The 12,915-nt window shown below is 56.6% G+C and carries 11 protein-coding genes; 5 read left to right on the top strand and 6 right to left on the bottom strand.

The window, feature by feature from the left end:
* Nucleotides 1–17 precede the first annotated feature (17 nt).
* The 3 genes from malP to ACVWZ0_RS20790 all read left to right on the top strand — a co-directional run bounded on the left by malP (nucleotide 18) and on the right by ACVWZ0_RS20790 (nucleotide 5,493).
* Nucleotides 18–2,438, top strand: a complete 2,421-nt coding sequence (gene malP / locus ACVWZ0_RS20800; protein WP_253457581.1) for a maltodextrin phosphorylase — start codon at nucleotides 18–20, stop codon at nucleotides 2,436–2,438.
* Complete coding sequence (gene malQ / locus ACVWZ0_RS20795) at nucleotides 2,431–4,509, top strand: 4-alpha-glucanotransferase (protein ID WP_253457584.1); 2,079 nt, start codon at nucleotides 2,431–2,433, stop codon at nucleotides 4,507–4,509. Before malP ends, malQ begins: the two co-directional genes overlap by 8 nt.
* Before the next feature lie 465 nt (nucleotides 4,510–4,974).
* Nucleotides 4,975–5,493, top strand: coding sequence for a ClbS/DfsB family four-helix bundle protein (locus tag ACVWZ0_RS20790; protein ID WP_253457587.1), 519 nt, complete (start codon nucleotides 4,975–4,977; stop codon nucleotides 5,491–5,493).
* On the opposite strand, the gene ACVWZ0_RS20785 is transcribed toward ACVWZ0_RS20790, so the two are convergent.
* The 3 genes from ACVWZ0_RS20785 to gntX all read right to left on the bottom strand — a co-directional run bounded on the left by ACVWZ0_RS20785 (nucleotide 5,485) and on the right by gntX (nucleotide 7,141).
* Nucleotides 5,485–5,610 carry a hypothetical protein gene (locus tag ACVWZ0_RS20785; protein WP_301289650.1) on the bottom strand — a complete coding sequence of 42 codons (126 nt, stop codon included), beginning with the start codon at nucleotides 5,608–5,610 and terminating at the stop codon, nucleotides 5,485–5,487. The two genes, ACVWZ0_RS20790 and ACVWZ0_RS20785, sit on opposite strands and share 9 nt — an antisense overlap.
* A 215-nt stretch (nucleotides 5,611–5,825) precedes the next feature.
* Complete coding sequence (nfuA, locus tag ACVWZ0_RS20780) at nucleotides 5,826–6,401, bottom strand: Fe-S biogenesis protein NfuA (RefSeq protein WP_125289892.1); 576 nt, start codon at nucleotides 6,399–6,401, stop codon at nucleotides 5,826–5,828.
* A gap of 59 nt (nucleotides 6,402–6,460) precedes the next feature.
* A complete protein-coding gene (gene gntX, locus ACVWZ0_RS20775; protein WP_253457590.1) occupies nucleotides 6,461–7,141 on the bottom strand; it encodes a DNA utilization protein GntX in 681 nt (226 codons plus the stop codon).
* A 34-nt stretch (nucleotides 7,142–7,175) separates the two neighbouring features.
* Here gntX and bioH point away from each other — a divergent pair, with 34 nt between their 5' ends.
* Nucleotides 7,176–7,952, top strand: a complete 777-nt coding sequence (gene bioH, locus ACVWZ0_RS20770; protein WP_253457593.1) for a pimeloyl-ACP methyl ester esterase BioH — start codon at nucleotides 7,176–7,178, stop codon at nucleotides 7,950–7,952.
* A gap of 146 nt (nucleotides 7,953–8,098) precedes the next feature.
* Nucleotides 8,099–8,368, top strand: coding sequence for a YdgH/BhsA/McbA family protein (locus tag ACVWZ0_RS20765; protein WP_253461199.1), 270 nt, complete (start codon nucleotides 8,099–8,101; stop codon nucleotides 8,366–8,368).
* 18 nt (nucleotides 8,369–8,386) lie between these two features.
* On the opposite strand, the gene ACVWZ0_RS20760 is transcribed toward ACVWZ0_RS20765, so the two are convergent.
* The 3 genes from ACVWZ0_RS20760 to ACVWZ0_RS20750 form a co-directional block, all read right to left on the bottom strand.
* Nucleotides 8,387–10,096 (bottom strand): alpha-amylase family glycosyl hydrolase, encoded by a 1,710-nt coding sequence (locus ACVWZ0_RS20760; RefSeq protein WP_253457596.1) that lies wholly within the window; start codon nucleotides 10,094–10,096, stop codon nucleotides 8,387–8,389.
* Nucleotides 10,097–10,191: 95 nt separating this feature from the next.
* Nucleotides 10,192–12,492 carry a Fe(2+) transporter permease subunit FeoB gene (feoB, locus tag ACVWZ0_RS20755; RefSeq protein ID WP_253457599.1) on the bottom strand — a complete coding sequence of 767 codons (2,301 nt, stop codon included), beginning with the start codon at nucleotides 12,490–12,492 and terminating at the stop codon, nucleotides 10,192–10,194.
* A 14-nt stretch (nucleotides 12,493–12,506) separates the two neighbouring features.
* The gene (locus ACVWZ0_RS20750) at nucleotides 12,507–12,731 is read right to left on the bottom strand and encodes a FeoA domain-containing protein (RefSeq protein WP_253457602.1); all 225 of its coding nucleotides are present in this window, start codon (nucleotides 12,729–12,731) and stop codon (nucleotides 12,507–12,509) included.
* Nucleotides 12,732–12,915 lie beyond the last annotated feature (184 nt).

Genomic DNA, 12,915 nt, shown 5'->3' with positions numbered 1-12,915 from the left:
TTTTAAAAGGAAGCGGTATGTCGCAGCAGAAATTTAATCAGGCTCGTTTCGAGGCGGCGTTGGCCCGCCAGTGGCAGCGCACCGGCCTTTCTTCAGCAGATGAAATGACGTCTCACCAGTGGTGGCAGGCGCTCAGCGGCGCGCTGGCCGAGATGTTGGCCGCTGCCGCGCCCGCAAAGCCGGCAAAGCAGCAGCGCCACGTAAACTATATTTCCATGGAATTTCTGATTGGCAGGCTGACCGGCAACACGCTGCTGAACCTGGGATGGTATGACGAGGTAAAAGCGGCGCTGGCCGCTCACCAGTGCAGCCTGAGCGAGCTGCTGGAGGAAGAGGTCGATCCGGCTCTGGGCAACGGCGGGCTGGGACGGCTGGCCGCCTGTTATCTGGATTCAATGGCGACGGTCGGGCAGTCCGCCACCGGCTACGGGCTGAACTACCAGTACGGCCTGTTTCGCCAGTCCTTTGACGATGGCCGCCAGATCGAGGCGCCGGACGACTGGCATCGCGAGCGTTATCCGTGGTTTCGCCACAATAGCGCGCTGGATGTTAACGTCGGTTTCGGCGGGAAAGTCACCAAAAACAACGAGGGCAGCGTCGACTGGCAGCCCGCTTTTATGCTGCGCGGCGAGGCCTGGGATCTGCCGGTGGTCGGCTACCGCAACGGCGTAACGCAGCCGCTGCGGCTCTGGCAGGCCAGCCACGCGCATCCTTTCGATTTGACGCTGTTTAACGACGGCAAATTTCTTCAGGCGGAGCAGCAGGGCATCGAGGCGGCAAATCTGACCAAGGTGCTTTATCCCAACGACAACCATCAGGAAGGCAAGCGCCTGCGTCTGATGCAGCAATATTTTCAGTGCGCCTGCTCGGTGGCGGATATTCTGCGCCGCCATCATCTTGCCGGACGCCATATTGCCGAACTGCCTGACTACGAAGTGATCCAGCTTAACGATACCCATCCCACTATTGCCATTCCGGAGATGCTGCGCGTGCTGCTGGACGAGCACCAGCTGGCGTGGGACGACGCCTGGGCCATCGTCAGTAAAACTTTCGCCTATACCAACCACACGCTGATGCCGGAAGCGCTGGAATGTTGGGATCAGCGGCTGGTGCGGGCGCTGCTGCCGCGCCACTTTATGATTATCAAAGAGATCGACAGGCGCTTTAAAAAGCAGGTCGATAAAGTCTGGCCGGGCGACGAGGCGGTTTGGGCAAAGCTGGCGCTGCTGCATGACAACCAGCTGCGCATGGCGAACCTGTGCGTGGTCAGCTGTTTTGCGGTGAACGGCGTGGCGGCGCTGCATTCGGCGCTGGTGGTTAAGGATCTGTTCCCGGAATACCACCGGCTCTGGCCAACCAAATTCCATAACGTCACCAACGGCATTACGCCGCGCCGCTGGCTTAAGCAATGCAATCCACAGCTGGCGACGCTGCTCGACGACACGCTGAAAGTGGAGTGGGTCAACCATCTGGAGGCGTTACAAGGGCTGGAAGCGTTCGCCGACGATGCGGCTTTCCGCCAGCGCTATCGCCAGATCAAATATGATAATAAGGTGCGGCTGGCGGACTATATTCACCGCGTGACCGGGATCAAAGTCAGTCCCGAAGCGCTGTTCGATGTGCAAATCAAGCGGCTGCACGAATACAAGCGTCAGCATCTTGGGCTGCTGCATATTCTCTCCTGCTACAAAAGGCTGCGTGAAGATCCCGATATGGCGTGGGTGCCGCGCGTCTTTCTGTTCGGTGCTAAAGCCGCGCCGGGTTATTACCTGGCAAAAAATATCATTTATGCCATCAACAAAGTGGCGGAGAAAATCAATAACGATCCGCTTATCGGCGACAAAATGAAGGTTGTGTTTATCCCGGACTATCGCATTACCGCTGCGGAACTGATGATCCCGGCCGCGGATATTTCGGAGCAGATTTCCACGGCGGGCTATGAGGCTTCCGGCACCGGCAATATGAAGCTGGCGCTGAACGGCGCACTGACCGTCGGCACGCTGGACGGCGCCAACGTGGAGATTGCAGAGCAGGTAGGCGAAGAGAACATCTTTATTTTCGGCCACACGGTAGACGAAGTGAAAGCGCTGCGGAAAAAAGGCTACGCGCCACTGAAGCTGCGTAAAAAAGATAAGCATCTCAACGCCATTCTGAAAGAGCTGGAGAACGGCTTCTTCAGCAATGGCGATAAACAAGCCTTTGCGCCGCTGCTTAACAGCCTGGGCGAGGGCGGTGATTACTGGCTGGCGCTGGCCGACTTCGCCAGCTATTGCGAAGCGCAAAAGCGCGCCGAACAGCACTATCTTGACCAGGAAGCCTGGACAAGGATGACCATCCTCAATACCGCGCGTTGCGGCATGTTCAGCTCCGACCGTTCTATTCATGACTATCAGCAGCGCATCTGGCAGGCCAAACGTACAGGGAGCAGCAATGGATAAAAAGAAATTTGAGCAGGCAGCAGCAGCGGCAGGTATCGCCGCCCAATACATCAACGCCAAAGGCGAGCAGGAAGAGATTTCCCCCGACATTCGGCAGCGCCTGCTGGCAGCGATGTCAACCAACCGCAGTAAACCCGGCCCAATCCCGCCGTGCAAGGTTTTCCTGCGCAAGCGGACAATGACGCTGGAAATCGGCGGCAAGGGCAGCTACCAGTGGCAGCTGACCAGCGAAAAAGGCCGTGACTATCAGGGCGAGATCAATGCCGGAAAAGCCCTCACGCTGCCTTCCTCGCTGGCCTATGGCTATCACACGCTGTCCCTGCGTCAGGGGAAAAAGAGCTGGCCGTGCCGGATTATCATTGCACCGAAACGCTGCTACGAGCCGGAGCCGCTGCGCCAGGGCGAAAAGTTGTGGGGCGCCTGCGTCCAGCTTTATACGCTACGCTCCGAACAGAACTGGGGAATTGGCGATTTTGGCGATCTGAAGCAAATGCTGACTGAAATTGCCGAGCGCGGCGGGTCGTTTATCGGCCTCAATCCTGTCCACTCGCTTTATCCTGCCAGCCCGGCAAACGCCAGCCCATATAGCCCCTCTTCGCGGCGCTGGCTCAACGTTCTCTATATCGACGTTAATGCCGTCCCGGAATTTCAGGAAAGCAAAGAAGGCCAGCGCTGGCTGCGCGGTAAGGCCATCCAGAGTCGCCTGCAGCAGGCCAGAGAGGCCGAGTGGGTAGATTATGACACGGTAGGGGAGCTGAAAATGACGGCTCTGCGCTATGCCTGGCAGCGGTTCAGCCAGCGTCAGCAGGATGATGCCAGCCAGGCGCATTTTACCGCCTTTATCGAAAAGGGCGGTGAAAGCCTTTACTGGCAGGCCGCTTTCGACGCGTTGCATGGCGCCATGCGGCGCGAAAATAAAGATGCCTGGGGCTGGCCGGTGTGGCCGGAAAATCTGCGGGAAGCACATGGCGAAGCCGTACAGCAATTCTGCCGCGACAACGAGGACGAAGTGCGTTTCTGGCTGTGGCTGCAATGGCTGGCGAACCGACAGTTTGAAGAGTGTTGGCAGGTCAGCCAGCAGCACGCCATGCCGATTGGACTTTATCGCGATTTAGCGGTGGGCGTGGCGGAAGGCGGCGCGGAAACCTGGTGCGATCGCGAACTGTACTGTATGGACGCATCGGTAGGCGCGCCGCCGGATATCCTTGGCCCGCTGGGACAGAACTGGGGACTGCCGCCGATGGATCCGCATATCATGACCGCGCGCGGCTACCAGCCTTTTATCGACCTGCTCAGAGCGAACATGATGAGCTGCGGCGCGCTGCGTATCGACCACGTGATGTCGCTGCTGCGCCTGTGGTGGATCCCCTACGGTGAAACCGCCAATTACGGCGCTTATGTCTACTATCCCGTTGACGACCTGATGGCGATCCTGGCGCTGGAAAGCCAGCGCAACGCATGTATGGTGATTGGGGAAGATTTGGGAACGGTGCCCGTCGAGATCGTCTCAAAGCTGCGGCAAAGCGGCATCTACTCCTGGAAAGTGCTCTATTTCGAGCAGGAAAAGCCCGATCGCTATCGCGCGCCGGACAAGTGGGCGCGTCAGGCCATGGCGAGCGCCACCACGCACGACCTGCCGACGCTGCGCGGCTTCTGGAGCGCCGTCGATCTGGAGATGGGCGAGAAGCTGGGTCTGTATCCCGATAAGGTGGTGCTGCGCGGTCTTTATGAAGACAGAGCGCGGCAGAAACAGGCGCTGCTGGAGGCGCTGCATCGCTACGGCTGCGTGCCGAAAGACAGCGGCAAAAAGGCCGCCCTGGTGAAAATGACGCCGCAGCTGAGTCGGGGAATGCACCGTTTTCTTGCCGACACCGACAGCGCACTGCTGGGGCTTCAGCCGGAAGATCTGCTGGATATGGACAAGCCGGTTAACGTGCCGGGCACCACGGATCAGTATCCCAACTGGCGTCGTAAGCTCAGCAAAACGGTGACAGAAACCTTTGCCGACAAGCAGGTCAATCTGCTGCTGAAGGATGTGGACCGGCGGCGCAGGGTTGGGAAGAAAGCGTAGGCGACGGCAGTAAATTACCTCCTTTGCCGTTACGCAAAGGAGGTAAGATTAAAGCTCATGCTTAGCGATAATATAGCCGTTAAATCTTACGCTGTACTCATCGTTATTAACGATCGCAGTGGTATAGAAAGTATTACGCATTGCTACTTCATTTTCATAAATGAACCTACTATTAAATTCCTGGCTTCGTTATCCAGATAGATCCTCCTGTAGTCTTTCACTGAAATCCACCTACCAGAAGATTGCTTTTCTTCTTTAACCGCATACAGTATGACAATATTCTCATCTAATTTGCTATTTTCTGTCATTAATCGGTAATTTTGGCCCGGTGAAAATCTCAGTTCGGCATTACTGTTTTATTGTTTCGTTATGTTTTTATCTGTCAGAGATACAAAATCAGACAAAAGGATAAAGGGAAAAAAGTAATATAAATAAAGGCTATTTTAAAACGAAGAGGGAATTTCCATGAGCGTACCACAAACCCGAACGGCATTATTATCGGCAATTGATAAAAACTTCGCTAAGCTACAACGTTATCTTGAGGTGATTCCTCCAGAACTTACCCTGAGCAAAACGATGGAAGGCCATGCTAAAGGCACCCAGATCAGCGTCTGCGATCTTATTTGTTACCTGCTGGGCTGGAATAACTTAGTGATAAAATGGATCAACCAGGGCGAAAAAGGGCAGCCCGTTGATTTTCCAGAATCCGGCTATAAATGGAATCAGCTGGGCCTGCTGGCGCAAAAGTTTTATCAGGATTACCAGCATCTGGATTACGGAACGTTAATCCTCAACCTCCAGTCCGCTAACAGGAAGATCGTCCAGATGATTGAGAACCGCACCGACGAAGCGCTCTATGGAAAAGCCTGGTACGGGAAATGGACGATGGGAAGGATGATCTCTTTTAACACCTCCTCGCCTTACGCTAATGCCTGTGCACGATTAAGGAAATGGGCTAAAGAAAACGCCGTTCGCTTACAATAGTTTTTCCCGCAGTAGCTGTAGGCCGGTTGCCAGGATTAGCTCGTCAGCCACCCGCTGGATCTCTGCGCGCTCGGCCTCTGAAAATTGAGCTTTCAGGTAATCCTTCAAATCGGTCATTTTTCTTTCCTCTCCATTTTCGGTATCTGGCATAAGGGATAGTTTATACATCCAAACGATCATAAAGAAAATGGCGAGACAGATCTGATAAAACCACGCGACTGGTTGCGATGACAAAGGCGGTTTAGCAGGAATTTTGAACAGTGAATAAAAATGCCAGATCGGGATCTGGCATTCGGGAAAAGGCAACGTTGGCTTTATCGGGCCGCTAACGCTTAGTAGAAAGAGTGTTCGCCACGCTGGTGCTCGGTCAGATCGCGCACGCCTTTCAGCTCGGGGAAGGTCGCCAGCAGCTCTTTCTCGATACCTTCTTTCAGCGTCACATCAACCATTGAACAGCCGTTACAGCCGCCGCCGAACTGCAGGATAGCGAAGCCGTCGTCGGTGATTTCCATCAGCGATACCTTGCCGCCGTGGCTCGCCAGCTGTGGGTTAATGGTGGCCTGGAGCTGATATTCCACGCGCTCGATCAGCGGCGCGTCGTCGCTCACCTTACGCATTTTGGCGTTTGGCGCCTTCAGCGTCAGCTGGGAACCCAGATTATCGGTGACGAAATCAATCTCGGCGTCTTCCAGGTAGGGCGCGCTCAGTTCATCAACGTAGGCGGAGAGCTTCTCGAACTTCAGCTCGGTGTCGGTGGCTTCTACCGCATCGGGTGGGCAGTAAGAAACGCCGCATTCCGCACCGGGCGTACCCGGATTGATAACGAATACGCGAATCTGGGTGCCCTCTTCCTGTTTTGACAGCAGTTTTGCGAAGTGCTCTTGCGCAGAATCAGTAATTCGGATCATGGCGATTGCTCAATAGTTGACTAAATTAGTGGGTTTATTTTACGCTCATCGCCGACGCTCTACAAGGTGCGGCAAAGGCACAGGACCTGTACGCTGGCCGCACCCGCACGCAGCAGGAGCCGGGCGATTTCTTCAACGGTGCTGCCGGTGGTGACGACGTCATCCAGTAAAGCGATATGCCGTCCTTTCACCTCGATTTCAACCTTAAAGGCGCCCCGCAGATTACGCCGTCTGGCGCGGGCCGATAAAAAGTGCTGGGTGCGCGTCCTTTTTTTCCGGCTCAGGCCGCCCGGCGCGCAGGGAATGGCAAGCCAGTGCGCCAGATAGCGGGCCATATCGTCCAGCTGATTATAACCACGCCGCCAGGCGCGGCTGCGATGCAGCGGAACGTAGAGCAGCAGATCGGGACGCTGGAGCCTGCCTTCACGACGGGCCGTTAACCAGGTTAGCAAAATCAGGCGCGCCAGCATCACCGATAGTGCTGTTTGCTGCGAAAACTTCAGTTTTTTGACCAGCTCTTTTAGCGGCGGCTGCCAGTCGGCGACAAAAACCAGCCGCTGCCACGAGGGCGGATGGCGCTGGCAGCGTCCGCACTCCTCATTGGGATAAAAGGTCGATAAGCCACAGCGCGGACAGCAACAGGGCGGTTTCAGGGCGCGCTGGCAGTAACTGCATATACCGTGATGGGCCAGCGTCAGCGGCATCCGGCATAGCCAACAGGCGGCGGGCATTGTTAGCATAGCGTCCTCCATGACAAAAACAGGATAGTAATAGATGGCTCAGCTTTACTGGCAGACAATCGGCACGGGAGATCGCGATCTTGTGATGCTCCACGGATGGGGACTGAACGCGGGCGTCTGGCAGAACATCATTGCGCGACTCAGCCCGCATTTTCGTCTGCACCTGGTGGATCTGCCCGGTTATGGCCGCAGCGAAGGGTTTCCGGCGATGGGCGTGGAGGAGATGGTGGCGAACCTGCTGCCCTTTGCGCCTGCCCGCGCCGTCTGGCTGGGCTGGTCGTTAGGCGGCCTGGTGGCGAGTTCGCTGGCGTTGCAGCATCCGCAACGCGTCAGCGGGCTGGTCAGCGTGGCTTCTTCCCCCTGTTTTACCGCGCAGGACGACTGGCCGGGCATCAAACCCGAGACGCTAAGCAATTTTCAGCAGCAGCTGAGCGAGGATTTTCAGCGTACCGTCGAGCGCTTCCTGGCGCTGCAAACGCTGGGCACGGAAACGGCCAGGCAGGATGCGCGCCAGCTCAAAAGCGTGGTGCTCTCACTGCCTGCTCCGGAAGTCAGCGTGCTGCAGGGCGGGCTGGAAATTCTGCGCACCGTCGATCTGCGCGAACCGATGCAGGCATTACAGGTGCCACTGCTGCGTATTTACGGCGCGCTGGACGGCCTGGTGCCGCGTAAAATCGCACCGCTGCTGGATGCGCGCTGGCCCGACAGCGAAGCGGTTATCATCGACAAGGCCGCACACGCGCCTTTTATTTCCCATGCCGAAGCGTTCTGCAAGCAACTGATTGATTTTGGATTGAAATTGCCGCGTTAATTTTGTTCAGAAAACTGGCGAATTGCGGGTTACCGATAATAATTATCAGGGGCTGCTGACCGCTTTACCTCTGAGTGGGCAGGCTGAATTCCTGCCCAGCATTCTCATCCGGCAGCCGACGACAATAACATTAACCGGGAGTGTCTCTGATGAAATTAAAAACGATGGCCGTTGCCTTTCTGGCGCTGTCCCTGCCTTTTGCCGCGCTGGCGGCGAAAGAGGTGACCCGAGAAGAAGTCAAAACCATGAACCTGGAAAAAATCGGCACGGTGCACACCACGGCGGAAACCACTTCGCCAATGGATGCCAAAGCGGTGCTGTCGAAGCTGGCGGATGAAAAGGGCGGCAAATACTATCTGATTATCGCCGGCCGTGAACACGGTAAATTCAGCGCGACCGCAGACGTTTATAAGTAAGCTTTCGGCAGGCAGAATTCATTCTGCCTGCTGTTTCTCTCCCACATTTTTCAGCCACAGAAAGTGCCACGGCGGCAGCGTCAGCGGATGATTACTGTTAAAAATGCTGTTACCGGCAATATTACGGTAGAGCCGATCGTCCGGCAGCGTCCAGCTAACTTCTTTACCGCTCAGATTATAAATACAGAGCATCTCTTCATGCGTCTGCGCCGATCGACGTCGCAAAATAAACAGTGAGTTATCGCTTTCCAGCACTTCGGCAGGGTTATCGGGATGAAAAGCGGGCTGGCGCGTTCTTAACTGAATCAGCTGGCTCAGCCCATGGTACACCTTATGGCGTAACGAGCGGGTATCGCTGAGCGCGGCTTCAATCTCGCCGATAGCGTATTTTTCGCGGTTAATGGCCCGGTTGTGGCCCGCTACTTTTACCCCTTCCATATCGTTACGTGAACCCAAAATGCTCTGAATATAAACCGCCGGCACGCCGGGAAAAGCCAGCAGTACCGCATGCGCCAGCATAAAGCGCTGGAAGCGCACCTCGTCGCTGTCCTCTTTTTTATTCAGCGCATCCATATAGGTAACGTTGATCTCATAGGGGCTGCTGGTGCCGTCAGGATTGTTTTTATAGGAGATCAGCGCGCCTTCAAGCGCCAGATCCCTGACCAGCGACACGATTTCGGTTTCCGGCAGGATGCCGCGCAGCGGATTCAGGCCGATGCCGTCGTGCGAGGCCAGAAAGTTAAACCAGGTGGTGGTGCCGTTGCCGACGCCCAGCGAGGCTGCCCACTGCTTGAGCGCGCGTGAGGAGCCATAATGGATAGCGTGCAGCAACAGCGGCGGCAGCGAGAACTGATAGACCATCTGCGCTTCATCGCGCCCGTTGCCGAAGTAGCTGATATTGTCTTTATGCGGCACGTTGGTTTCGGTAATGATCACCGTGCCGGGCGCGACTTCCTCCGCGATAGCGCGGAACAGCTTCACCAGCAGGTGCGTTTTTTCCAGATGGATGCACGAGGTGCCGGGCGTTTTCCACATATAGCCCACCGCATCCAGCCGCACGTAGTCCGCGCCCTTTACCAGATAGTCGAGCAGCACCCTGACCATGCTCAGCAGCACCTCTGGCCTGGCGAAATTCAGGTCGATCTGATCGGCGCTGAAGGTGGTCCAGATAAAACGGGTTTCGCCGTTTGCCAGCGTAAAAGGCGTCAGCAGCGGCGAGGTTCTGGGCCGCGTTACCGCGCTGAGATCCGTGCCGGGCGGCATACTGATAAAGAAATCGTCCCAGCCGGGATCCTGTGCCAGATAGTGCTTAAACCAGGCGCTGTGGGCAGAAATATGGTTGCAAACGAAATCGAACATCAGCCGCGTATGCTGATGCAGTTCCGCCACGTCTGACCAGTCGCCGCAGATGGTATTGACCCGATGATAGTCAATGACCGAAAAGCCATCGTCGGAGGAGTAGGGGAAAAAAGGCAGAAGATGAACCAGGGTAAAGCACTTGAGATGCTGCTGATAAAAGCGGGAGAAGGTGCGCAGCGTGGGCGCCTCGCGCTCGCGGAACTGATCGGCGTAGGTAATCAGCACCACGTCTTTTTCGTCCCAGTGCGCTTTACGCTGGTAGCCGAGTTCTTTTTGCGTCTGCCTGATGGCTTCCGTCAGCTGGTTCAGCGTATCGGCGGGAAAAGCGCCCTCATAGATCTTATCGATTAAGTTATTGATAATTTCCATTTTTATAAAGTGAGCCACCGCATTGGTTTACAGCCACGTAATGTTCACTGTAGACCCTGGAAGCGAAATCGCAACTTCCTGCGGCGGCTGACGCTTTAGTGGCAGCTGCCTTTTTTACTGCATCCCATGCAGCCATTGGCATCAAGGGTTCTGACCGACAGCCGGGCTGGCGGCAGCCTGATGTTTTTCATCACCGCCAGCAGCAGCAGATTAAACAGGGCGACCGCGACCAGGACTATCGCGCTTGACTGCGGATGGCTGGTGAAGGTGGCAAGCTGATAAAACGTTGCCGCCAGGCTGTAGGCCAGGCTCAGCCCCCAAAAGTTTGAGAACAGCATCCAGCCGGTGCTGCTTTCGCGCGCTACCGCGCCCATCACCGACACGCAAGGCACGTAAAGCAGCACGAAAATCAGATAGCTATAGGCGGCGGTATCGCTGGCAAATTTGCTGTGCATCATGCCCATCGCGCCGCTTGCCATATCGCCGTCGCCTTTGCTGGCATCAAGCGGATGCAGCAGCACGCTCAGGCTGAATGTTTCCTTCACGCTTTGCCAGGTTTCCGTTACCGCCCCTTTCAGCTCCGCCAGCAGGCTATAGCTCTGTGGATCGAAGGTTTCTTCGTGCAGCGCCTCGGCGGTATAAAGCGTATTCAGCGTGCCGATAACCACTTCTTTCGCCATCGCGCCGGTGAGCAGCCCGACCGTAGCCTGCCAGTTATCGCTGCTGACGCCAATCGGAGCGAGCAGCGGGGTCAGCTGACGGCTTACCGTCGCCAGTGCCGAATCATTGATGCTGGAAACGGGCTGGCCGCTGAACGAAAAGCTGTTCAGACCGCCGATAATCACGCTCACGATCACGATGACCTTGCCGGCGCGCAGCACAAAGCTTTTCAGCCGCTGCCAGGTTTGCAGGCACAGGCTTTTCAGATGCGGCACGTGCCAGGCAGGCATTTCCATCATAAAAGGCGTCGCCTCGCCGCGCAGCAGCGTGTGCTTCAGCACCAGGCCAGTGACGATCGCGGCCAGGATCCCCAGCAGATAGAGGCTGAATACCACCAGCGCACCGTGCTGGCCGAAGAAAGCCGAGGCGAAAATGGCAAAGATAGCCAGCCGCGCGCCGCATGACATAAAGGGCGCCATCAGCAGCGTAATCAACCGTTCGCGCGGCGCGTCAAGCGTGCGGGTGCCCATCACCGCAGGCACGTTGCAGCCGAAGCCGACGATCAGCGGCACAAAGGATTTGCCGGGCAGCCCCAGCGCCTGCATCAGCCGATCCACGACAAAAGCCGCGCGGGCCATATAGCCGGAATCCTCCATAAAAGAGAGAAACAGATACATCAGGCCAATCTGCGGGATCAGCGGCATTACCGTATTGATGCCGCCGCCGATGCCCTGCGCCAGGAACAGCGTCAGCATGCCAGGGAAGTGCAGCGTTGCGCCCAGCCACTGCATGCCGTCGACAAAGATGGCCGCGCTACCCTGTTCAAACAGCGGTTGCAGCGCGCCGCCCAGGTTGATGGCGAGAAAGAACATCAGGTAAATCACCGCCAGGAAAATGGGGATACCCAGCCAGCGATGCAGCACCAGCGCGTCAAGCAGCCCGAAGAGACGAGGCGGAATGGCCGTCTGTTTTCCCCTGGCGCGCTGGCACAGCTTTTCAATCGCGGCATAGCGAGCCTGGCTGATGGCAAGCGGCGCTTCCGGGCCGATTTGTGCCGCCAGCGCTGCGGCGCGCTCACCGGCCTGAATACGGCACCAGACGTCGCCTTCCAGCATCTGCAGGGCCAGCCAGCGCCGACGCGAAAGCGGCAGCTGAACCGGCATGGCGGCCTGGAGCGTGGCGACGTGGCGCTCCGTTTCTTCGGGATAATCGACGGTCAATACCTTGGCCCGACCGTCAAAGTCGTCAATCGCCGCCTTCAGCCGATCGATGCCCGTGCCGCGTGTGGACACCAGCGGCAGTACAGGGCAGCCCAGCGCTTTTTCCAGCTGCGCCACATCGATATGGATATGCTGACTTTCCGCAATATCCAGCATGTTCAGCGCGACGATGCAGGGTACGCCCAGCTCGCGCAGCTGTAGCGTCAGGTACAGATTGCGGGCCAGGTTGCTGGCGTCAACCACGTTGATCAGCAGATCCGCCTCGCCGCTCAGAATATAGCTACAGGCGATCTGCTCATCCAGCGAGCCTTGCTCCGACATGGTGGTCAGTGAATAGGTGCCAGGCAGATCCACCAGCTGCACCTTGTGCTGCGCGGTGGTAAAGGAACCTTCCTTGCGCTCCACGGTGACGCCAGCCCAGTTGCCGACGCGCTGGCGGGCGCCGGTCAGCTGGTTAAACAGGGTCGTTTTCCCGGCGTTGGGATTGCCGATAAGGCCGATCGTCGTGGTTTTCATAGAGTCGCTCGCTTTCAGTTCAGGCAGTCAAGCTGGATAAGGGAAAGATCTTTGCGGCGCAGCGCCAGGCTGGCATAGCCGTTTTCGATTTTGACGGGGCCGCCGAACGGCGCCACGGCCTTAACCTGAAAGCGAGAACCGGGACAAAGCCCCTGCAACAGCAGTTTTTGCCGGAAGCCCGGACTGATAGCCGGAGAGAAACCTTTGATTGCGTAATAGCGATTGGCAAGAAATTTCATAGCACCACCCTGGCAGGCTACGCTGCCGTGATAATTGACTGGGGTGATTATATTGAGAATGATTATTACTTCAGTTGATGTAGGACAAATTTACGCCGAAGGAAGTTATCTGGAAAGTAAACAGGAAACAAAAAAGCGAAGGGCGCGCAAAAAAAATGCCGGTTAAGCGTGCGGATCGGGCGAG

The sequence above is a fragment of the Erwinia sp. TECH1 genome (assembly GCF_054057575.1).
Note: the sequence above shows the minus strand (reverse complement) of the source record. Positions and strands in the feature narration are given on the sequence as shown.